General features: G+C 38.7%; 21 protein-coding genes. 16 read left to right on the forward strand and 5 right to left on the reverse strand.

The genetic code is table 11. The features are described from left to right. The first annotated feature begins 626 nt into the window (after positions 1-626). The 4 genes from MWU32_RS03750 to MWU32_RS03765 all read left to right on the forward strand — a co-directional run bounded on the left by MWU32_RS03750 (position 627) and on the right by MWU32_RS03765 (position 8,158). Positions 627-1,046 carry a hypothetical protein gene (locus MWU32_RS03750; protein WP_246937941.1) on the forward strand — a complete coding sequence of 140 codons (420 nt, stop codon included), beginning with the start codon at positions 627-629 and terminating at the stop codon, positions 1,044-1,046. A gap of 222 nt (positions 1,047-1,268) precedes the next feature. Further along, a complete protein-coding gene (locus MWU32_RS03755; protein ID WP_246937943.1) occupies positions 1,269-4,268 on the forward strand; it encodes a SusC/RagA family TonB-linked outer membrane protein in 3,000 nt (999 codons plus the stop codon). 12 nt (positions 4,269-4,280) lie between these two features. Further along, entirely contained in the window at positions 4,281-5,636 is a 1,356-nt protein-coding gene (locus MWU32_RS03760) for a RagB/SusD family nutrient uptake outer membrane protein (protein ID WP_246937946.1), read from the forward strand. A gap of 2 nt (positions 5,637-5,638) precedes the next feature. Continuing rightward, positions 5,639-8,158 (forward strand): alpha/beta hydrolase family protein, encoded by a 2,520-nt coding sequence (locus MWU32_RS03765; RefSeq protein WP_246937948.1) that lies wholly within the window; start codon positions 5,639-5,641, stop codon positions 8,156-8,158. A gap of 20 nt (positions 8,159-8,178) precedes the next feature. On the opposite strand, the gene MWU32_RS03770 is transcribed toward MWU32_RS03765, so the two are convergent. From MWU32_RS03770 to MWU32_RS03785, 4 genes are all read right to left on the reverse strand, one after another. Then, positions 8,179-8,445, reverse strand: coding sequence for a DUF6520 family protein (locus tag MWU32_RS03770; RefSeq protein ID WP_246937950.1), 267 nt, complete (start codon positions 8,443-8,445; stop codon positions 8,179-8,181). 23 nt (positions 8,446-8,468) lie between these two features. Beyond that, positions 8,469-9,995, reverse strand: a complete 1,527-nt coding sequence (locus MWU32_RS03775) for a DoxX family protein (protein ID WP_246937952.1) — start codon at positions 9,993-9,995, stop codon at positions 8,469-8,471. A 101-nt stretch (positions 9,996-10,096) separates the two neighbouring features. Then, a complete protein-coding gene (locus MWU32_RS03780; protein WP_246937954.1) occupies positions 10,097-11,071 on the reverse strand; it encodes a helix-turn-helix domain-containing protein in 975 nt (324 codons plus the stop codon). A gap of 21 nt (positions 11,072-11,092) precedes the next feature. Continuing rightward, positions 11,093-11,458, reverse strand: coding sequence for a hypothetical protein (locus MWU32_RS03785; protein WP_246937957.1), 366 nt, complete (start codon positions 11,456-11,458; stop codon positions 11,093-11,095). Positions 11,459-11,666: 208 nt separating this feature from the next. On the opposite strand from MWU32_RS03785, the gene MWU32_RS03790 reads away from it, so the two are divergent. The 5 genes from MWU32_RS03790 to MWU32_RS03810 all read left to right on the forward strand — a co-directional run bounded on the left by MWU32_RS03790 (position 11,667) and on the right by MWU32_RS03810 (position 16,925). After that, on the forward strand, positions 11,667-14,069 hold the full coding sequence (locus tag MWU32_RS03790) for an aminotransferase class I/II-fold pyridoxal phosphate-dependent enzyme (RefSeq protein WP_246937958.1): 2,403 nt from the start codon (positions 11,667-11,669) through the stop codon (positions 14,067-14,069). A 25-nt stretch (positions 14,070-14,094) separates the two neighbouring features. Next, positions 14,095-14,934 carry an RteC domain-containing protein gene (locus tag MWU32_RS03795; RefSeq protein ID WP_246937960.1) on the forward strand — a complete coding sequence of 280 codons (840 nt, stop codon included), beginning with the start codon at positions 14,095-14,097 and terminating at the stop codon, positions 14,932-14,934. 272 nt (positions 14,935-15,206) lie between these two features. After that, a complete protein-coding gene (locus MWU32_RS03800; protein ID WP_246937962.1) occupies positions 15,207-15,497 on the forward strand; it encodes a helix-turn-helix domain-containing protein in 291 nt (96 codons plus the stop codon). Next, positions 15,494-16,279, forward strand: coding sequence for a hypothetical protein (locus MWU32_RS03805; RefSeq protein WP_246937964.1), 786 nt, complete (start codon positions 15,494-15,496; stop codon positions 16,277-16,279). The genes MWU32_RS03800 and MWU32_RS03805 overlap by 4 nt, the downstream gene beginning before the upstream one ends. Next, positions 16,263-16,925, forward strand: coding sequence for an ATPase (locus MWU32_RS03810; RefSeq protein WP_246937966.1), 663 nt, complete (start codon positions 16,263-16,265; stop codon positions 16,923-16,925). The genes MWU32_RS03805 and MWU32_RS03810 overlap by 17 nt, the downstream gene beginning before the upstream one ends. 102 nt (positions 16,926-17,027) lie before the next feature. Here MWU32_RS03810 and MWU32_RS03815 read toward each other — a convergent pair whose 3' ends face one another. Next, positions 17,028-17,660: an N-acetylmuramoyl-L-alanine amidase gene (locus MWU32_RS03815; protein ID WP_246937967.1), complete on the reverse strand. Its 633-nt coding sequence runs from the start codon at positions 17,658-17,660 to the stop codon at positions 17,028-17,030. A gap of 189 nt (positions 17,661-17,849) precedes the next feature. Here MWU32_RS03815 and MWU32_RS03820 point away from each other — a divergent pair, with 189 nt between their 5' ends. The 7 genes from MWU32_RS03820 to traM all read left to right on the forward strand — a co-directional run. After that, on the forward strand, positions 17,850-18,137 hold the full coding sequence (locus MWU32_RS03820) for a hypothetical protein (protein WP_163516784.1): 288 nt from the start codon (positions 17,850-17,852) through the stop codon (positions 18,135-18,137). Positions 18,138-18,167: 30 nt separating this feature from the next. Then, positions 18,168-18,452, forward strand: coding sequence for a hypothetical protein (locus MWU32_RS03825; RefSeq protein WP_163516783.1), 285 nt, complete (start codon positions 18,168-18,170; stop codon positions 18,450-18,452). After that, the gene (locus MWU32_RS03830; RefSeq protein WP_246937968.1) at positions 18,439-20,844 is read left to right on the forward strand and encodes a TraG family conjugative transposon ATPase; all 2,406 of its coding nucleotides are present in this window, start codon (positions 18,439-18,441) and stop codon (positions 20,842-20,844) included. Before MWU32_RS03825 ends, MWU32_RS03830 begins: the two co-directional genes overlap by 14 nt. Position 20,845: 1 nt before the next feature. After that, entirely contained in the window at positions 20,846-21,415 is a 570-nt protein-coding gene (locus MWU32_RS03835) for a conjugal transfer protein (RefSeq protein WP_163516781.1), read from the forward strand. Between the two features lie 11 nt (positions 21,416-21,426). Beyond that, positions 21,427-22,260, forward strand: a complete 834-nt coding sequence (locus tag MWU32_RS03840) for a hypothetical protein (protein WP_246937564.1) — start codon at positions 21,427-21,429, stop codon at positions 22,258-22,260. 11 nt (positions 22,261-22,271) lie between these two features. Continuing rightward, positions 22,272-22,895 (forward strand): conjugal transfer protein TraK, encoded by a 624-nt coding sequence (locus MWU32_RS03845; protein WP_246937562.1) that lies wholly within the window; start codon positions 22,272-22,274, stop codon positions 22,893-22,895. Further along, on the forward strand, positions 22,876-23,702 hold an 827-nt coding region (gene traM / locus MWU32_RS03850; RefSeq protein ID WP_246937969.1), incomplete at its 3' end, for a conjugative transposon protein TraM. The genes MWU32_RS03845 and traM, both read left to right, overlap by 20 nt.

Below are 23,702 nucleotides of genomic sequence, written 5' to 3' on the forward strand. Positions count from 1 at the left end.
GCCAGTAGCTCCCCACTACGTTCCGACAGGAAAACGGCTTCAAAAAAAATCATACTTACAACAGGTAATGCAATGTTAGGGAGTATTAAGCCCAAACATTACAAAATCCAAAACCGCCTTAGGTTTCCCTTTTTTTGGAAGAAACCCAGATTGATGCTCATTTTAATAATCGACAGTTTAAAAGTAGCATCAATCTTAACGTTTTCCAAATATTTTGAGGTTTTACCTTAATCAGAGGACAGCACAGGCGTTTATAAAACAGGACTAACAATTTAAAACCAAAACACGCATGAAAAATCAATTGTGACCAAGCCTAAACCTCATCATTGAGATACGCTACAACTGGAGTTTGCAACAAAAACCTCGCTATCGCCAATTGCAAACTCTAAATCCCTAAGAACATGGCAGCACTATAAAAGACAGTGCCACATAGCGAACAGTTAGAATTAGTCTTTGGGATAGCTGCCGCTATGCACCAAACCATATGCGGCAACTTCCCAATTTAACTTTAAAAAAAATGGAGCCCATGCACCTATAGTTTTCACAAAAAAACCTCCCTACAAATGTTGGCACAATCGTTCAGGAGGTCAAATTAAATTAATTATAACAATTAATCTGGCAAATTTATGACATTAAAACATATAACCAAACGTAGGCGTCTTCTATTGTGTTTCTTTTCAGTGGCACTCGCCACTTCTTATCCCCCACTAATAGCCAAAAACACAACGGCGCTTGCGTTTTTCACAAATAAATCCATCCAACAAAATGGAGCTTACAGGACCATAACAGATGTACTTGGATTGGCAGTGGCGGTGGCCACGCCAACAATGAAAAGTACCAACTATGGCATCTTCACCGCCTTTGACGGAAACTATATGGGCTGTATAACAATGGAAAATGCACTTTACGGAAAGCGTAATATCAACCATGTATTAGAGCATGATACCCCAAGCGTGTATGGGATGGTCATCAATACCGGCTACTACAACACTCCAGATCGTGAAAGACCGAAATATTGCGACAAATTCAACAAATCGAACAATTAGAATTAGTCTTTGGGAAAGGGCTACTGTTTACCGGATTTTTGCTAACAACTCAGTGGCCCCTCTTCCCTATTAAAACCTGTTGCCTATGATATAAAAACTATAAAAAATCACCGATGCTGTAACAACATAAAACGGCATAAAAAAAGCCCGCTCCCAGTTTACCACGACATCGGAGCAGGCCAAAAGTTAAAATTAATCAATCACTTTAACTATTACAAAACTATGACAAATAATCATAAATCAGTAAGGTGGCGGCGTATTTTTGTCTGCTTTCTCTTCTTTCTTAGCATTTCCATGACCCTTTCTTCCCAGGACCTGTTAGTCTCAGGCAAGGTTACTGACGGCAACCTGCCCATATCTGGCGCAAATGTTATTATTAAAAATACTACAAATGGTGTAGTAACAGACTTTGATGGGCGGTACAACATTACCGCCAAGCCAACGGACACGCTTCAAGTATCTTATTTGGGATATACAACGCTTACCATTCCCATTCAAAACCGCAGTACTATAAATGTTATCTTAAAGGAAGATGCCACCGCCTTGGGCGAGGTACAGATCAATGCGGGCTACTACACTGTCAAAGACAAGGAGCGTACGGGGAGCATTTCTCGCATTACCGCCAAAGACATCGAAAACCAACCAATAAACAATATGCTTTCTGCCGCACAAGGACGTATGGCAGGAGTAAACATAACCCAGAACTCTGGGGTGCCAGGAGGAGGTTATGAAATACAAATTAGAGGAACAAATAGTCTTCGTCGTGAAGGTAACTACCCTTTATATATCATTAATGGAGTTCCTATAAATCCCGACGCTGGTTCCAGTCTCTCTGGGGCGACTTTTCCAAATAACGGGGATATCAACCCATTAAATGCAATAAACCCAAATGATATTGAAAGCATAGAAATACTTAAAGATGCTGATGCCACTGCCATTTATGGTTCACGTGGTGCCAATGGGATCATTCTGGTTACTACAAAGAAAGGCCATTATGCAAATAAGACCAATATTAGCATAAACACCAATTATACAATGAGCCATGCTGCCAGTAAAATAAAATTGATGAACACACAACAATATTTGGAGATGCGTCAACAGGCATTTGCCAATGATGGCATTGACGAATATCCCTCCACTGCATACGACATTAACGGAACTTGGGATCAAAATCGTTATACGGACTGGCAAGATAAGCTTATTGGCAGAACTGCTACTAATTCTATGGTACAGCTTTCGATAAATGGAGGCAGCAAGAACAGTAGTTTTATCGTAAGTGGGAGCCATAACGAACAAACCACGGTATTCGGTAATGACTATACATATAAAACTAACAACCTCTCGGGAAACTTTAATTATCATTCCGATGATCTAAAATTCACACTCGGTGCTTCCGGGTTATTTTCTAATCAATCCAATAATATAATCCAAACAGACATTACAAGGCAGTCCCTACGTTTAAGCCCTAATTCACCAGCCTTGTATAATGAAGATGGCAGTTTAAACTGGGAAGACAATACTTTTACCAACCCTATTGCAAGTTATGAACAGACCTATTTCTATAACAGTAAAACGCTTAACACAAACTTCAATTTAGGATACGAAATAGTGCCATTCTTAAGTATAAAACTGAATGGAGGAATAAACTATCTGGCATTTGACGATATGTTACTTTACCCGAGTAGCGCTTATAATCCTTCATTTGGGCTAACCTCGGCAATCTCTTCGGTTAGCAAGAGCAAGAATCAACGATTCTCCTATCTTTTAGAACCTCAGTTAAAATATACTCACAAATTTGATAACCATAAAATTGACATCCTTATAGGCGGAACTTACCAGGAATCACAAAATTCTGTTTTAAGTGTTTTTGGGTATGATTTTGACAGCAATGCTTTAATAACCAATCTGGCAGCCGCAGGCACAACATCGATAAGCAGTGATGCAGAAACCACCTACAAATATGCAGCTGCATTTGGTAGGATTAATTATCAATACAAAAACAGATATATCCTCAACCTTACAGGTAGAAGGGATGGTTCGAGCCGTTTTGGACCCAATAAACGATTTTCCAATTTTCAGGCCATCGGTGCTGCGTGGATTTTTTCGGAAGAAAAATGGGCACGATCGCAAATTCCATTTTTGAGCTATGGGAAACTTCGGGGAAGCTATGGAACTACTGGAAATGATGCCATTGGCGATTACCTTTATCTGGATTCTTACTCTATAGGGAATACTCATTATGGTGGTAATACTGTACTCATCCCGTCCAGACTGTTTAATCCGGATTTTAGTTGGGAAAAAACAACCAAACTGGAGGTCGCCATGGAGCTCGGTTTTTTAGAGAACCGGTTACACTTAAATGCTTCATGGTACCGGAACCTCTCCGGAGAACAATTGGTGGGCATACCATTACCAGGCACCACCGGGTTTAACAGCATTCAGGCCAATCTTCCTGCAACGGTAGAAAACAAAGGAGTTGAATTCGAACTGCATGCAACTCCTGTAAATACTGATGACGTCCAATGGAATAGCGATTTTAACATCAGCTTTCCAAAGAATAAATTAACAGCCTTTCCAAACATAGATGGATCTACTTATGCAAATCAGTATGTAGTAGGTTACCCTACCAATATTATAAAAACATATCAATATCAAGGAATAGATTCTGAAACCGGTCTTTATACATTTAAGGATTACAACGGTGATGGAAAAATTACTTCGCCTGAAGACAATCAGGTTATTGAAGAAGTGGGAACCAAATTCTTTGGCGGCTGGTCTAACCGAATATCGCGTAAAAATTTCCAGTTTTCATTTTTGTTTCAATTCGTAAAACAGAAACTTCAAAATTACAATAATCTAATGCCCACCCCTGGAAGCATGTACAATCAGCCTGTGGAGGTATTAAATGTTTGGAGCGAGAACAACCCAGAAGGGGAATACATGCCCTATTCAGCCGGTTTTGATGCGCAAAAATCAAAATTGCACGGTTTATTTGCCAATAGTTCGGGTGCTATTGGTGATGCTTCCTATATACGGTTGAAAAACATACAGCTTAGTTACAGACTTTCAACAAATCACTTTTTAAAGGACATCTTGATCTATGTTCAAGGTCAAAATCTCTTTACCCTAACGAACTATTTTGGCTTGGACCCAGAATTTACACAAATTGGATTTCTACCTCCTTTAAAAACCTATTCTTTAGGAGCTCAGTTTAATTTTTAATAAATTATAATTATGAAAAAAATGTTTCTAACACTCTGCTTAATAACACTTTTATTGGGATGTGAAGATTTAGTGGACACCGAATATCCTTCCAATCAAATAGGTAGGGTACAGGTATTTGAAGATATTCAGACGGCTAACGCGGCATTGGCAGGTTTGTATGCAAGTTTGCGGGATCGATATGTATTAAAAACTAATTATGGGCTTGGCCCTCTCTTGGATTCATATACCGATAACTTGAAGTGTTTTCTTGATGACCAAAACGGGGTAATGGATATTTACAACGATTCTCCTCAAGCAACCAACTCCACCATAAAGACTGTATGGAATAATGCTTACGAGGAAATTTATTACGCAAATTCCATTATCTATGGTGCCGACCATTCAACGAAACTATCTCAAGAAGAGAAAGATGGCATAATTGGCGAGGCCTTGTTTGTCCGTTCATTGGTCTATTTTTATTTACAACAAGTCTTTGGGGACATTCCTTATACAACCAGCTTAGATTATGAATATAACAAGGATTTAAATAAGACCGAGTCCAATAAAGTATTGGAACAATTGGAATTAGATATCTCTAAAGCCATTGATTTATTGTCCAATGAATATCGGGATGCCGAACGTATTCATCCGAATAAAAAGGTAGCTGAACTTCTTTTGGCAAAATTATACCTAACGGAACATAAATATGAATTGGCTCAACAGAAACTTACCAATATTTTACAATCTTCTTTATATCAATTTCAAGACGATATAAATGAAGTATTTCATAAATCCGGAAATCATATCCTTTGGCAGTTAAAACCTGCAAACAACGGAGACCCTACACAAGAAGCTGCTTTTTATTATTTTACGGATTCTGCTCCAAACTCGTATGTATTGACTCATGACTTAATAGAAGTTTTTGATGACAACGACCTGCGCAAACAGTCATATATGGAGAAAGTTGTATTTAAAGATAATTCATGGTACAGACCCAATAAGTATAAAAACAGGAAAAATAACAATAGTGAATATTCCATTGTTTTCCGTTTGGCGGAAGTTAACAGTTTAATGGCAGAAGCCCTTGCAGGTCAAAACAATTTCAATGAAGCCTTACCTTACCTAAATGAAACCCGTGTCCGAGCAGGGCTGACCCCCATTCTTTCTTTATCGGGAGAGGGTTTTGTCAATGAACTTTTAAATGAAAAACGACGTGAATTCTTTACGGAGTTCGGCCAGCGCTTTCTTGATTTAAAACGCTTTAACCGATTAGACCAATTGAAAGGGTTGAAACCCAATTGGACTACAAACAATAAATTATGGCCTTTGCCACAGGCCGAATTATTGTTAAACTCAAATCTTGGTCCTCAAAACGAAGGCTATTAATTATGAAGTTCTCATTTTTTTATTTTTTCCTATGCCTGTCTTTATTGACAGGCCAGGAATTAGCTGCCCAAAATTTATATGATAGCTTAAGTCCACCACTTATAAAAAGCCATAACCTAGATGCTCCCAAAATGAGCGAAAATGGCAAATGGGCTCTATTAAGAAAAAGAAGTTGGACACCGGCATTGGAAAAAAAAGATTTAGACCCGGACACGGTAATAATTTTTAGTCTACACAACTGGAAAAAACCTAAAATAATAGGGTATAGACAAAATATAAGAGGGATACAATTCGTAGGAGACTCCCATTTGCTTTTGACAGGAGAGCAGAAAACGGAATTTATCGATCTGAACAAGTTCAAAAGCCGTCACTTTAATGATGTAAAAAGCATAAAGGTATTAAATGATGGAAAGTATTTCCTACTGCATTATTTGCAGAAGGCAGAAAATAAATTAGAGCTACGCAATATTGACGGAAAATTATTGAATAGTGTAAAAAATGTAAGTAGGTTTTACCCTATTGAGACGGGTCAAGTATATGTGGTTACAAAATTTAATAAGAGCGGATCCGAACTCTTACTCCTAAAAGATGGAGTACAACAAACATTGTATCAAACTTCAAATAATATTATGGATGTGGATATAGACCCAAAAGGACATGGTATAATACTTCATGAGCAAGTGGAGGAAAGCTTCTATCAGCAAATACAATACCTGAATTTAAAATCAAACATTGTTGTTCCTTTAGAAGACATACTACCAATTCAAATAGAAAGAGGTTTTAGTGAAGCAATCCGAGAAGGTGAATCGTATTTTTTAAGATTATGGGAGCCAACGGAAAAGGAGAATAGCACTATCGTAGACATCTGGTATGGAAATGACAATGCACTAGAGAAAAAATTTTATCCCAAAAGAGAAGAAGTGCATTACATTTGGCATCCCAAACAGAAGCGGGTTGACCGAATTGGGTCAGAAACATTCACAAGGAATGTCAATCTAGGGAGCGATCGTTATTTTTTAAGCTTCAACCCTTTTCTTCTACAGGACTATACCAAGCCAACTCCTTACGAAATCAATATTTACGATCGTTTAACAAATAATTACACCGTAGTTGACACAGTATTTCAAGAACTCCATATTTCACCCAATGGGCAATATATAATATACAAAAAAAACAATTCTTGGATTAATTACGACTTAACAAGAAAAATCAAAAAAATCATCCCAAATAATATGTTCAAAACTCCATATTTTTCAACCGATGGAGGAATGGTCTGGTTTCAGGGTAATGGTAGATTATGGGAATATAATCCTGTAAATAATAACTTGGAAATAATTAAGAGTTTTAAAGGGTATCAAATAAAAATACTGAACTCATTTTATTCCCAAAATTCTATGAGGTCTCCATGCAAGCAAAAATTAATCAATATACAGAAACCATTGGTTATTCAACTGTATGATTCTGTTGCTAATAAGAGAAGTTATATTTTATGGATGGAAAAAAAGTTTGATACTATAATCCCTTTAACTCAAAACTATATCCGAGAATTTAATTATAATACTTCTTACAGGTATTTCAGTTACATAGAAGAAAATTATAACCTTCCCCCGCGATTTGTTTTCAAGAAAATAGGGGAAAAGAAAAAGATACTCCTTCAAAGCAATAAAAATGATAAAAACGTGCTAAAGCAGGAAATAATATCCTATACAAATAAAGAAGGGGCCATATTAAAAGGTGTTCTATATTATCCGCTACAATATAATTCTAAAAAGAAGTTTCCTATGATAGTACATATTTATGAAGAACAACATCATCTCTCTAACCGGTATCCTTTTCCTACATATTATAATGGAGAAGGGTTTAATATCAGATTGTTTCTTGAAAATGGATATTTTGTGTATCTCCCAGATATTAAGGTACAGGGAAGAGAAGGTCCGGGAATTGATGCATTAAACTGTATTAATAATGCATTGGATGTATTAGGTGATAAAACATCTATTAACCTACAAAAAATTGGTTTAATGGGGCATTCTTTCGGAGGTTATATGACAAATTTTATAGCTACACACTCAGACCGTTTTGCAGCTTATGTGTCAGGTTCAGGGCAGAGTGATTTGATTTGGGCATATCATGCTTATAATTATCATTTTCTTTTTCCGGATTACAAGAGAATTGAGGCTAATCAACATAAATTTGGAGGACCTTTTTCGAAAAACAAAGCTTTATATTTTAAAAATAACCCGATTTATAATGCGAACAAAGTAATTTCTCCTGTATTATTATGGTCAGGGTTAAAAGACAAAAATGTAACCAGTGATCATTCCATGGCATTCTACAATGCTTTGAGGAGAAATGGAAAGGATGTAATAGCTTTATTTTACAAGGGTGAGGGACATAATCTTTTTAAGAAGGAAGCCCAGTTTGATTTGACATTTAAGATCATGGATTGGTTTGATTATTTTTTAAAAGACACTAAGAAGATCGAATGGATAGAAAAAGGAATAAGTAAGGATGCTCCATAGAACATCCTTACTTTTAAAATTCAAGGTTTGGCAAGTTGCATTGGACATGAAGTACCATTCAACAATCGCAAATTATGCTCAATGTTGTTGGCGTCCTTCCACGTACATGTAGTTCCTTGTACTGGACTACATTCTATTTGCATATTTACACACTGGCCAGAAGTGTTATCAAAATAATACCCTTCCACCGTACTTTGTGAATTTTTTGCAATATTCGTTGCAAATGCCGCTCCAATTCCCGCCATAACTATTATAGCAGGTAAAAAATACTTTTTTAACTTTTTCATAATTGACAAAATTAAAATTAGGCCTACTCTTTTAAATCAGGTTTTCGGCTTCTCCTGTTTTCGAAATGTTGCGTCACCGACTGCGCAAAATGATAACGTATCAATTCATTCCCAGATAAAACAAATAAAAAATTATTCGAGGCTAACATCTGGGACATTTTATATTTCCCGCGGTTTTGCACATAAAAACTTCCCAGATACTCCTGTCTATCGATACAGTACATATCTATAATAGAGGCTTCCCTCCATATATTTGGGGATTCAAATCTCCCCATTAGGTTTGATTCATTAAACAGTACGCCATTATGTACCGTTGATTTTTTATTGACTTCAAAAGGAGGCCTATTCATTTTATGTACTCCATCAGCAAGTAATTGCACCTGTATCTGTGCTTGGGAAATAGTATCGATAGTATGTAATTTTTGGGAAAGATTTAATTCTGAATCCATGACAAGAACTTGATTGCGATAGGTATATACATAGACAAACTTTCCTGAACTGTTATCCTGAAGTAATTGCCCATCCGTATCGAACATCCCATCTACCTGTTTTTCCAATAATGTATTGCTAAGTGATACTTTAGGATTTCTGTTTAATCTTAAAGCACCTAAAACCTGTGTCTTTGTATTACTGCTTTGAGCCCTAAAAACAAAATCTGTCGAGTCAATTACTTGTAACTGGGAGAAATAGATATCTTCAAAACTTATGATATTAGCTATCGAGTCTCCTAATTTTCCACGATAAATTACCGGAACATTACCATCATAGATATAAAAATACGGAGCTTTGACCATTATCTGAATGGAACGGAATGCATGTTTGGGATTGTCAACTTCTAATTCTATTGCCTTTTTTATTGATAGAGAAGTATCCACCGTGGTAAGTATCGAAGGTGCCGTAACGTTACCTAAATATATTTTCCCGTTAGCTATTCCGGCAAAATAGTATGAATTCACTCTTAAATCCAACACTTTTTCATTCCGGATGGGATGTTTGTCAAACCTCCGTATAAAGCTATTTTCCTTTTTGATAATGTGTTCTGATGAAAGAAATAAACCTACAATGATACCCACCACCATAAATGTAGGGATAGAGCTCTGGAGAACAATTCTTTTGGGTTCAGTATGTTTTTTCAGTTCTACAATTAATATTGCAATCAATGCAAAAATTGTAAAACTGATATTAAATAGTAAATGTTGAGTCCAACTCATTTTTTCTATAACACCACCACATGAACAGGGTATAAAGTCACTATAATTTAGAATTAAATAAATATATGCAGTAAAACCAATCATTAAGAAAAGAGAACAATATAAACCAATTAACCTGATCGATTTAATTACCAACAACAGGCTAACAAGCAATTCAATAATAATTATAGATGGAGCTAGAAATCCAGCATAAGCACTTAATAAAGGTGATTGAGCCAACTGTACCTGAAAATTTTCAAAATCCAACAATTTGCTCACCGCAGCATACACAAACAACAGAATGAACAGTAAACTGACCATCCACGGTATTTTTTTAGTAAAGGATTCTGGAACTCTCATACCATTTGAATTGATATGGTAAAGTTCGGGACATCTATTTGATTTTAAGGGAGGAACTTTTGTAGAAAAGGGATTAAAAAATTAAAGCAATCAATGAAACCTTAATCATTATTTATCTTGCGCATCTCGCTGGGCGAATGCCCGTAGGTGTTTTTGAACGATCTTGAAAAATGGGGCAAACTTTTGAAACCGGTCATTTCGGCAATACTTTTAAAGGGGCGATCGCTGTAGAGCACCATCATCAAGGCCTTCCTCAGACGCTCCTCAATCAAAAACTTATGGACCGTAGTGCCGTATAACTCCTTGAATCCATACTTGAGCTTAAATTCGTTGGTTCCAAGTTGTAGTGCAAATTCTTTAAGCGGTGGAAAGTCATCCTTTAGATTTGTAAGAATCATATCGTGGCCCATTTTGATCTTTTGAATATCTTCCAGACTCAATCGTACTTTTGACTTCTTCAGTAAAGCTATCCTGTCTTTTACAGACCTCCTTTTTTCATTAAGCTTTCCTTTGTTGATCTTACCAGAAATCCCAGATTGAAGTTTCTTTTGATAATTGGTGTGGTGAATGACGGTGATAAGTGTCCGATAGCCTTGTGCATTTTTATAATATCTTGAGACATATACAGTTTTCGGTATCTCAAGGCCGTCTTTGGATTTGAATACCAAGTCGACGGATGTATCATAGGCGCCCCTCTTTTCACTCTGCTGAAAAACTTTTTCCCATTTTTTGACAGAACCCTCCGTTAAAAGTGCTTCAAAAGGATGGTCAATGATATTCCTTTTACGTCGCGATAGGGTTTTACAAGCTATCTTATTTACCATCTCGACCATTCCATGTTCATTAATGATAAAACTCATTTGGACAACCTCCAAAATTGCAGCATCCCGATTGGCATAACCCTGATGTACCAAAACGTCTTGAAACTCTTCTGCCAAAACATTAAAACCAAGGATAAAAGACTCAAATATGTCATTATGTTTTGAACGTTTGACTCTTTGGTAATAACTTCCTGATAACATTTTTAAAAGCATCACTCTAAGTGAAGATAGTCTCTGTTCTATATGTTCTTCCATGGTAACAAGCTTTTAAAAAGTTTACCTAAACCTGTTCAAAAATTCAATAGCCTCTTCACGGTTCAAAAATGATTTTGTAGGTATGATAGGCGAATTGGTTGTTAAATATATGTCGGATAACATTTCTGAAATTGGAGAATCAACAACAAAGGCAACGGCATTAACAAAAGCGGATCCTTCTAAGGATAAATAGGCACGTGCTGCTTTATCTATTCCCTGTATAGCTCGAATGTCACAAAGCACGGGCATAAATCGCCCTGCCTGTAATTGAAGTCGATCTTTTACTATACGGACCGATTTTGAAATGTCCAGATCAACATTTTTGTATATGACATGTACTACGCCATCAATTATCTCATAGGTTGCATAATCATTTTCAGCTAACATAATTAAGCATTTTTAAATACCGGCAAACTCAAAATTACAAAATATACTTTTGTTTTATTTAACCTATCAGGAGGGAGGATTAGCAAATAAGGATTAAATACTTGCCTAAAACGGATAAATGTTTGACTAATCGGGATTATAGTTAGGTTAAATCCTACAAAATCGTCCAAAAGATATTAAATTTTATCCCACAAAAAAAATAAAAATCATGGCAAAAATCCAACACAACAATTTTTTAGATTCTGTAAATGACGTGTTTACAGATGCAAAAAAAGCGGGCGTTCTGCATTTATACGCCGACGGCAATCAGTTTTCCGGACGCACCATAAGCGTTGAAAACAATTCATTATTCCATTTTGGAACCACAGGATACTTAGGGTTGGAGCAAGACCCTCGTCTCAAGAAAGCGGCCATCAATGCCATTGACAAATATGGCACGCAGTTTCCCCTTTCAAAGTCCTATATTTCCAACCCTCTTTATAAAGCCTTGGAAGAAAAGGTGTACGCTATGTACAACCATCCGATTGTGATTACCAAAAACAGTACCCTCGGTCATTTGGGTGTCATCCCGAGTGCCGTCAAAGATCAAGATGCCATTATCCTGGACCATCAGGTGCATTGGAGTGTTCAAAATGCGGCAAAAATCTTAAAAATGAGAAGTGTACCTATTGACATGATTCGCCATAACGATCTGAACATGTTGGAGGACAAAATCAAACGCCATTCGAATGGGAGACGAAAAATCTGGTATATGGCCGATGGTATTTATTCAATGTTTGGAGATTTTGCGCCGGTTAAGGAATTAAAGATGTTAGGTGACAAATACCCGCAACTGCATCTCTATTTTGATGACGTCCACGGAATGAGCTGGATTGGAAAGAATGGTTCCGGTTATGTGATGAGTGAACTGGGTGAACTTTCAGAAAATATGCTCTTGTTTGGAACCCTGAGCAAAACATTTGGTGCCAGTGGCTCTGTCTTGGTATGCCCGAATAAAAAAATGCATCAAGAAATAAAAACCTTTGGAGGCCCACTTACGTTTTCGGCGCAACTTGAACCAGCTTCGGTTGCAGCGGCGACGGCATCAGCAGAAATTCATTTGAGTCCTGAAATCTATACGCTTCAATATGAGCTGGAACAGCGCGTCGCCTACTTTAATGATCTCATTCAAGAGACGACATTGCCCTTGGTGGACAAAAACAATTCTCCCGTATTTTATATAGGAACAGGGATGCCAAAAACAGGCTACAACTTTGTGAACCGTTTAATGAAGGAAGGTTATTATACAAATCTGGGGTTGTTCCCTGCCGTTCCGGTTAAGAACACAGGGGTAAGAATAACGATATCCCTACACAACCAAAAGGAAGAAATCAAAGGCCTTGTGGATGCCATGGTATACCATTTGCCAAAGGCACTTGAGGAAACTCACACCGATCTGAATCGTGTCCATAGTGCCTTCAAGATGGAGAGCAGACCAAAATCGAAAAAACAATTGACAGGCACGGATCTCCGTCTTGTCATGGAAACTACCATAACCAAAATTGATAAAAACTTATGGAACTCCCATATAGGTCTGGATGGCATCCATAACTGGGACGGACTACTTTTTCTGGAACAGACATTTAAGGGAAATCAGCTAAAGGAGCACAATTGGGACTTTTACTATATCTTGATCCTTGACGAAAACGAGAAACCCGTTTTGGCTACCTTTATGACAGTGAGCCTATGGAAAGATGATATGTTGGCCAATGTTGTGGCATCAAAGGCCATTGAAAAAGAACGTCTATCAGATCCTTATCATTTAACCTCAAAAGTGTTGTCATTGGGCTGCCTTTTTACCGAAGGAGAACATCTCTATATTGACGAAGCGCATCCTTTAAAGCATAATGCGCTTATGATGTTGATGAAAAACTTGGAATTATTGGAAGCAGAGGATGGTGCCCAGATGGTTGTTTTACGTGATTTTACTGAAGCACACGGTTTACACAACTATTTTCAGGGCCAGGGCTTTGTTCGGATCCAAATGCCAAAGGCCTGTGTAATCCACTTAATGAACAACGAGTCCATAGAGCGCTATGCTTCCAGACTGTCCGCAAGGAACAAAAGGCATTTGAGAAAGGAAATCTTGGCCTATGAGTCGCGGTTAAACATATCTGTCCTACAGGTATTGGATTACGGTCAGGTATCCCAGGTGCACAAATTATATACCAACGTCCAACAACATAATTTGGGCCTAAACACCTTTGTTTATCCCGAGAAACTATTCCTGCACATGTCCGAGCATCCCAATTGGGAGTTTATAATCCTGTCTCCTAAGGACACTCCCCAAGAGATCATTGGCGTAATGTTCTGCTATAAAAATAAGCTGACCTATGTCCCTTCGTTAGTAGGGATGAATTACGACAAACTCAATCTCTACCACACTTACCGCCAGTTGTTATATCAAACCATAAAAAGAGCTATCGACCTCAATCTTCAACGTATCAACTTAGGATTGACCGCTTCTTTTGAAAAAAGAAAACTTGGTGCCTCAGTAAAGGACACCTATGCCTATATCCAAACTTCTGACAATTTTACCTTGGAACTTATCGGTTTGATGGAGTCCAAATAAGTGAATAACGTGATTTTGTCCAGTCATGAATTATCAGAAGTTTATATCAGAATTTGAAACGCATCTGGAAGCCCTAGAGTCCAGAACGGATGATGTTTTATATAAGGCGGAGAACGGTATTTCCCGAACAGAGAAATACATCAAATCATTGCGTCAAAAGGTGGTGGAAATAGGCTTCAAAAGTAAAGAGGAAGAAATTTGTTTTTTCAAACACATTAAACCTCAAATTTTCAGTAAGCTGATTTATTATGTTAAGCTTTTCAATATTGAGAGCAAACGTCCCAGGGGCAGCTCTAAATTCCAGATCAAATATCTCAATGAACACATCAACAAATTACAGGTGTACTTTAATGACAACCTAGAGTTTTATCATTATTATCGGAGAGGTGCCACCATCCTGGATGCAGAATATTTTACCAGGGGCAAGTCAGATTTTAGGTTGCCCACGGAATCCTACCATTTTTTTATAGATGATCAATTTGCCACATCGCAGGACAGTACTGTGGCCATGATCATGGCCTACGACATGCTTATTGTGTATTTAAAACAGGAAATTGAAAAGTTGGAATCCAATAACCATGTAAATCATAATGTCATGAAAAACACATCGTCAAAACTTTTTTGGACGGGAAACAAAACCGAATTAATTGAATTGATCTACGCCCTACATAGTAGTGGCGCGATTAATAGTGGTACGGCGGATATCAAAGAACTGGCTTCAGTATTTGAGCAGATGTTCAATATTGATCTTGGCAACTACTACCACACTTTTATAGAAATCAGAGCTCGAAAATCGAGTAAAACTAAATTTATGGACAAACTGACGGACTCGCTGAACAGACGGTTCGAAGATTCAGACGAATAAACCATAGGTCATCCCAACTTGGGAAAAACTAATCCATAGCTTTCCGCATAGCTTTTGATACCGATTGAAGGCAGAAATCCTGGACTTCTTTCTCTTCATCCAACAAAACACATCAAATTCCATGACAATAAATATCTCCCACCTCTGGATGGACTATTGATGCTTTGACAATAAAAGCAATCAAATTTGCATAACGAAAGTCAAATCAAGTCAGGGGCTGTCAAATTATCTGAAATTGATACGATGGTCCCTTTCTCTAACACCCTTTTATTATGCCGACAAGTATTATTACCACCGATGATCTTCGGGAATTCAAAATGGAATTGCTCGATGACATTAAAACCCTTTTAGCCAAGCAATCTAAAGGGCAATTAAAAAGATACCTCAAATCCTCTGAGGTTATGGATTTGCTTCAGGTAAGTCCAGGAACATTACAAAATCTTCGCATCAATGGTACGTTGCCCTATACAAAAATAGGTGGCATCATTTTTTATGAGGCTGAGGAAATTCAGAATGTATTATCCGCAAACCGGGTACAGCATGGCACAACGTTTAAGCGATGAATTACATAAAGCTTCTCAATGCCGCCTTTGAAAGGTTCTATTTAGATGAGCGTTTGAAGCCCACGCACATCAGTCTGTACATGGCACTGTTCCAAGAATGGAATTGCCACCGATTTGCGGAAGAGTTCAGTGTGAACCGAAGAGATCTGATGACAGCCTCAAAAATAGGCTCAAAATCCTCTTATCACCGGTGCCTTAGAGATCTCGATGATTGGAAATACCTCTCCTATTTTCCTTCCAATAGTCCCTACAAGGGCAGCAAAATAAAGATGTCAATTTTCTGTACCGAGGATGAATCCTTGGAGGATCAAAACAGTCCCAATACAGGACAAGTTGATGATTGGCATCGTCCCGAAAATGAACCTACTTCGGGACACTACAGTCCCCTATTGGAACAGATTGCGGAACGGTACCGTCCCAAGACGGAACCTGGTTTGGGACGGTATGGTCCCACACGGGGACTTACAATGGGATCTACTATAAACAGTAATAAACAATTAAACAATAATAAACAACCAAAGGGCTGGCAGGTTGTTATTGATTTTTTTGTTGAAAAAGGTTGTCATGCTGATGAAGGAAAAAAATTCTTCGAGCATTACCAAAACCGGAACTGGAAAACAAGTGACGGCAACACCATTCGCGATTGGCGTGCCCTGGCCAAACATTGGATGGACAGGGCCGAGCTATATAAAAAAGAAAGTAAATCAAACACAAAACCACCGTCCCAATTTAAGGACAACTTGAAAACCACTAAATACAAAGATTATGGGCAACCCCTCTAAAATTATTGAAGATGATGTGGAATACTCCCTCGGCACCTTTGATGGCAAAACGGTGGTCTATGATTTTGATCTCATCCTGACCTATCTCGATGCCAAAGGAAAATTATTGTTTGGCAACCACTTTAAAATTTACGACGAAGATCTTGCCATCATCCGAAAGCTGTGCCATTATTTTATCAAGGACAGGGAGTATTGTCAAAAGAACGATATTGACATACATAAGGGTATTCTTCTTTCCGGGCCTGTAGGATGCGGAAAGACCACCTTGATGAAACTCCTACGCTATATCGTTCCGATGCAACGGCCTTACGAAGTCATTCCCGCCCGTAATGTCACTTTCAGCTTTAATCATCTTGGCTTCAAAACGGTTGAAGATTATGGGAACAGCAAGTCCTATTGTTTTGATGATCTGGGCGTAGAGCCCATGGGTCGATTCTATGGAAAAGACCTCAATGTGATGGGGGAAGTATTATTGTCGAGATATGAACTTTTTCTGGACACCAAACAGAAAATTAAAACCCACGCTACTACCAATCTCGGTGCTGATGAGCTGGAAGAACACTATGGCCACAGGGTGCGGAGCAGAATGCGGGAACTGTTTAATTTGATGGCGTTTGATGAAAGGGTTATAGATAAGAGAAAATGACTTATTTATGCCATGATTTGTAGATGGATACTAACTCCATAATAAATTGCACCACTATTTCCCTTAAACGTTTGGTAAGCAAAAAATAAATCGCTTTCATAATCAATATTTCATTATTGTCATCAAAATTACTCGTGCAATGGCAATCGAGCTTCGATTGTTAGACAGATAGGCATGCTCATCTAAATTACTCAAAAACCCCAATTCCAAAAGTACCGAAGGATGCTGACCATTAGTCTCCCTCAGCACCTGAAAATCCCCAAACTTCACACCCCTACTCTCAAAACCCAATCTCTCTTTAAACGCTGCTTGCAATTCAAAGGCCATCCAAATGGCATCTCTCGCAAATTGTGAAGTCACCTTGGATACATAGACTTCAATTCCTCTGGCATCCGGATCCTTGGCATGGTTACAATGCAAGGAAACAAAAAGATCCGCTTTCAAGGCTTTCGCCAGTTTTGTTCGATCAGATAACGAAATGAACGTATCACTGTATCTCGTCAAGTAGATCTCCAGTGGTTGTTCCAAGTGCTCATTAAGTCTTAACATTTCCAAAGCGATATTAAGAACGACATCTTTCTCCTTGACTTCATTTATTCCGATGGCACCGGAATCTTTTCCGCCATGACCAACGTCAATTACGATTCCTTTTTGCGCGACTGTTTCCTGTCCAAAAATGATGCACATTTTTAAGAGCAAAATCGTAAAACTGACGTTTTTGAGTCCTTTTTCCATTTTCAATTTTTGAGTTATCAACACCCTGAGGTCTTAAAACCATAAAATTTAATGACAATTGCCACCATCCGAAATCAAACAATATCAAATAATATTTTATTCACAATTATTTGATTTACAATGTTTTATAAGCAAATATATGTAAATTTCCAGTAACAAAAACAACACGAAACCTTAAAACTTTCTGTTATGAAAAAATCAATCTATGTCACAGGATTTCTCTCGCTCATCTCCACAACGCTTTTTGCACAAATTGGCGGCATTGAAGATTCCGTAAATGATGTATCCAATACCATCAGAACCGTCTTCCCCATCATTTTGGGCGTCATTTTTCTCGTCGGCTTTCTTTTCAACGCCGGGCACTTCTTTGGAGAGAACGCAGATTTAAAGAAAGGCATCACTCGCGTTTTGGTCTTTGTTTTGATCGCGGGTGCCGTAGTCGGCATATTTACCTATCTCATTGGCATCGTCGTCTAAGCGGTTAAGAGGCTTTTCAATACATGTGATATGAAGAAATTCGAGGTCTATAGGAACATCAGGAAACAGGCAGTCATTTTCGGACTGCCTATTTCCCTATTTGCACTCATGATGGTGGCCATATTGGCTTCACTATTGATCATTATATTTTCATTCAGCTTTGGAATCATTATCGGGGTTTTCATTTTGAATGCCGCGCTCTACGTAGCACTGATTCGAATTACGAACCATCCTCAACTCTTTCAGATGACCAGGGTCTTCCCCAAAATTATCAGCAACAAACAAAATACAGGCTTCAACTATGGACAAGATTGATCTTTCGGCATATCATCCCATTGCAGATATCCAGGACCATATCATATTGGCCACCAATGGCAATGTCATCCTTTGCTATGAAGGGGACTTACCTGAAATCTACTCCCTTTCTGAAAATGACTTTGAAGATATCCATGGGGTATGGTTTCAGGCCTTAAAGTCACTACCCGTTGGGACGGTGGTCCATAAACAGGATGTTTATCTCAAAACATCCTATACATCCGAGCAACTTCCAAACAACACGTTTTTGGCAAAGGCAACCCACGACCATTTTAAGGGTCGTGAGCATATTGATCATCGATGCTATTTGTTTTTCATTTTGACCAAGAACAAAGCATTAAACAATGCTAAATACATCAATCCTTTTCGAAAAGTGTCCAAGGGCATTGTAGGTGAACTGGATGACACCATCAAAAGTTTCAGCAATTCGGTCAGTGATTCCATTTCATTCATCAACAACAGTAGAAAAATGGAATTTAGGCCCCTTATGGAAAATGACATTCTAAAACTTACAAACAACTATTTTAATGGGTTCAATGAAGGTTTTGACACGGATATTCAACTCGATAAAAAAAGCGTTACTATTGGCGACAACCAATTTAACGCCCTAGCCATCAATAGCGAACTGTGCTTTGGCGAAAGTGTACAGAGTAGCAAGACCAATGATAAATTCACTTCTGACGATTTTGTGTTTCATCAAGGGTTTATTGATGGTTTAGGGCTTACGCTCAATGAAAACCATATTGTCAATCAAATCATCTATTTGGATGACAAACAAAAGTGGCGCAAACTGCTGGATAAAAAAATAGAGGAGCTGAACAAAAGCTCCGGTTTTGGTTCACAGAACAAAGTCGTACTCGGAAAAATCCAACACATTCTCGACCAGATTAATACCGATGACAGTTCACGGATCATTCGAGGCCATCTCAATATTGTCTATTGGGCCAAAACGGCTAAAGAGCTCGACAAGATTACCTCCAAGATAAAGACCGAGTTCAAGGAACTGGATATCCTCCCTTACTATCCGCGAGGTGAAGCACGCAAGAATTACATTCTCAACAGTTACTGTTGCTTCTCTTCCAATTTCTCCAATTCCGATCTCTATGTGACCGACCTGAAGCATGCCCTTTGCCTGCTCATAAACAATACGAACTACAAATCGGATGCCACTGGAATTATCTTCAACGATCGAGAGCATAATATTCCGGTTTTAAAGGATGTATGGGACGAACGCAAAAAACGCATCAAGGCAAGGAATTTTGCCATTTTCGCACCCACCGGAGAGGGTAAATCCTTTTTGGCCAATAATATCCTGCGCCAATATTTTGAAAGTGGTGTCCGTTTGGTCATCATAGATCTGGGTGGTTCCTATACAAAGTTTGCCAAGTTATATCCTGAACAATACACGGTGCTTCGCTACGAGAGTGGAAAAAACTTAGGCATCAATCCGTTCTACATCAGCCATCAAAATGACCTCACGCCCGAACGACTTGAAGATCTATCCGTATTCCTTTTCGAACTCTTTGCTTCGGATCTGAAAATTACCAAGGCACAATCCGTTTCCATCAAGAAAATACTGCGCTATTATTACGAAGCCACTGAAGAGGGTCATTCATTGGAAAGTTGCTACAATTTTATAGAAAAACATCAGAAGGACCTTCTGAACACCTTGAACATCCATTCCGATTATTTCAATGTCACAAGCTTTTTGCATGTCATGTCGGAATACGTAGGCAATGGGCTCTACAGTTTTCTTTTTGAAACCAACGAGGACCAGACCTATAAGATCGAAGACAAACGATTGATCGTCTTTGAACTGGATGAAGTAAAGGACAACAAGGAAATCCTGTCCGTCATGTTGAAACTGATCAAATCGGCCATACAACGGACCATCTGGAAAAATCGCGCTGAAAAAGGCATGATCCTTTTTGATGAATTTGCCAAGCAGCTGAAGTTCGATAATGTCCTTGAAAGTGTAGAATTCTACTATCAAGCCATCCGTAAACAAAATGGTGCCATAGGCATTATTCTGCAATCCATCAACCAACTTCCGAGCAACGCTACTTCTGCCAGCATTTTGGAAAACACACAGGTCATTTACAGTCTAAACAATGAGAAAGGCTACGCCGAGCTGGTCAAAAGGCTCAACCTATCCAGTCACGACCTGAACCAATTGAAATCCATCAAGAACAATTTCTCAGGACCACGAAAGTATACGGAGATGTTCATCAAGATCGGGAAGGAAAGCAACATTTTCAGACTTGAAGTTCCAAAGGAGGTATATGCGGCCTATTTAACGGATGGACAGGAAAATGAAGAAATAATGATTCTCTATGAGAATCATCGCGATATGAAAAAAGCAATCATTGAATTCACCTCTAAATCAAAATAAAATGAAAATTAAATTTCTCATCACAGGAATCGTCTTGGTATTAAGCATTAAAACCCATGCACAAGGCATGCCCGTTTACGACAATACCAACTTTATAAGTCTGACAAAATCACTCGTGGAATCGGCCAAACAGACCTCACAGCTTTTAAAGACCGTTGAATTTCTGAAACAGCAAAAGGAAAATCTCGAGACCGTCAACAATGTGGTCCGGCAGATGAATGCCGTCAGGGAGATTGGGCGGAACAACCAACGGTTGATCCAGGTCATGCAGAATGATTTAAGGGCCATTCTCAATTCTCCCTATATAAAGCCAGATGAAATGACACGCATCTCCGAATCGTTCAATGCCATTGTCCAAAATTCATTGGAGACCATGGACTTCATTGATCAGATTCTTTCGAGTGATTATCTCAAAATGAGCGATGCCGAACGTGCCAACATACTGAAACAAAAAGAGGAAGAATCCAAAGAAATGGTTTCCAATATAAGCATTAGAACTCGGCGCTACAAAGACATCATTTCCTTTAGAAAAATGCAGGACAAAATCAATAATCGAAACACCACATATTAAATAAGATCAGTATGATTATTTTAGGAATCGGACTGGAATATATCGATACGATTTTCCAGACCATACAGAACAGCAGTTTTTCACAATATACCATTGCGGGTATGAAGACGCTCGCCGTACTGTTTTTTCTGGTCAATATTCTAAAAAAATACAATGAAGGTATTGTGGACAAGGATGGGTACACTTGGGGATTGAGCCCAAGTGAACTCGCCAAGAATTTTGCCGTGGTCCTATTAGTCATCTTTTCAACTCAGGTATTGGGGTTCTTTGATGCCATTCTCGTGGCGATCGAATCACAATATCGCGGGACCGCTCCTGCCCTGCTGCCTTTGCATTTGCAGGACATTGCGATAGAAGAGGATATCAATCTCATGGATGCGATGAAAAGTGCCATGACATTACTCTATGAGGCCTTGGTAACCCCGCTGTATGGATTCAAGATTTTAGCCTTTATCCTGAGTGTCATTCTTTGGATTCTTGACCTGTTTATCTATCCACTTTTTTTAGCGGAACGATTTTTCCTCTTGGGGATCATGCAGGCATTTTTTCCATTGGTCATCAGTCTGGCGGTATTTGAGAAATTCCGATCGCTTGCCTATTCATTTTTCAAACTTTATGCTGCAGTGTATATGCTTGTCCCCGCCTTTTTTCTGGTCAACATCTTTATCAACGCCATTTACACCGAAATAAACACCAATTTTTGGACCAACCTATTCGGTACCGACTTCGGGCAAGGGTTCTTCGCACCGGTGGTACAGTTGGGCTCAGTAGGCTTTATCGTGTTTCTAAAATTCAGGCTATATGCGCGGGCCACCTCCTTCACTCTCAGATTATTCAACAATTAAAGTAGCATGTCATGAAAACACCTTATCAGAACATTTACAACCTCCTCAAATTGAATAGACTTATTGTTTTGGCAGTTGTTGTTTGTGCCTTTACGGCTAGTACATTCTCCGTTTGGATCGCCTTTACAACCCATAAAAATGCCCTCAACCATGCTTTCGCCATCAACACCGACGGCAGTGTTATTCCCCTAAAGCTCGTCACCCAAAAAGAGAACTTCATGGTAGAGGCCCTGGCACATTTGGAATTGTTCCATACCTATTTTTATAATATCGATGCGAGCAATTATGAGCGTCATCTACAAAAAGCACTGTGGTTGGGCGATAGTTCTGTGGACAATGTATACCGACAAAAAAAAGCCGATGGGGTGTACAATCGTTTACTGCAATATTCCTTGGTTCAAAAAGTGAAAAGCATCGATTCGAGAATTACCGAGTCCAACGGTAACCATAGATTTACGACCACCACCATTTTTGAAATCAACAGAGGGTCGATTACCGATACTTATGAATTGGTATCCACTGGCAATCTGATTTTGGTTGACCGGAACTTCCCGAACAATCCGCACGGATTATTGATCACCGATTATTTTGAAAACACCTTAAAAAAAATCTCCAATGAAAATAGAAAAAAATAAAATGGTCTTCGCGACCGTAATGGCCGTGATTGTCTTATTCCTAGTGGCCTATACCCTGATGGTTATGGACGATGGCAAAAGTGAAAGTGAACATTTAAAGCAGACGTTGGTACCTCCCCTGGAAGAAACCCAGAAACAGTATAAATCCAAATTGGATGCCCTCAACGATCTGAAGGACGTTCGAGAAACCAATGCGCCCAGTATTTATGATGAAAAACTGATGGACTCCCTGGGCTTTTATGATCGGGACTTACCCGAACGAGAAAAAGAGCGGATTGTGGATAGCATCTATTCCGCAGGGAAAATCAACTATTCTGAACGGTCCTATCAGGTTCTTGGAGAAAGAAAGCCAGAAACCAAAAAAGTACAAGAAATAGATTCTACAGAAATAAAAAGAGAACAGAAGATTGAAGCCAAGGAACTGGGCCTGGAACATCAATTGTTCTTTGCTGCGTCACCCAAACCTGATGACAATTCAGTGATTGGTACTACCGATGAAACCATCCATGTCGTTGTCGATGGCGATCAGGTCGTGAAAACCAATAGCCGATTGCGAATGCGGCTTACCAAAGCTGCAGTGATCAATAACAAGCAAGTGCCAAAAAATACCCTTGTTTTTGGGTTCATCAATTTCCAACCCAATCGCGCAATGATCAACATCGAAAATATCCAACACCAACCAACCAAGCTCAAAGCCTACGATCTTCAGGATGGCAGCGAGGGCATTTATATCGAAAATAATTTTCGTGCTGAAGCCACCGATGAAGTTGTGGACGACATTATCGGCGACATCAATATTCCAAGTAT

This window comes from Gelidibacter sp. F63206 (assembly GCF_023015735.1).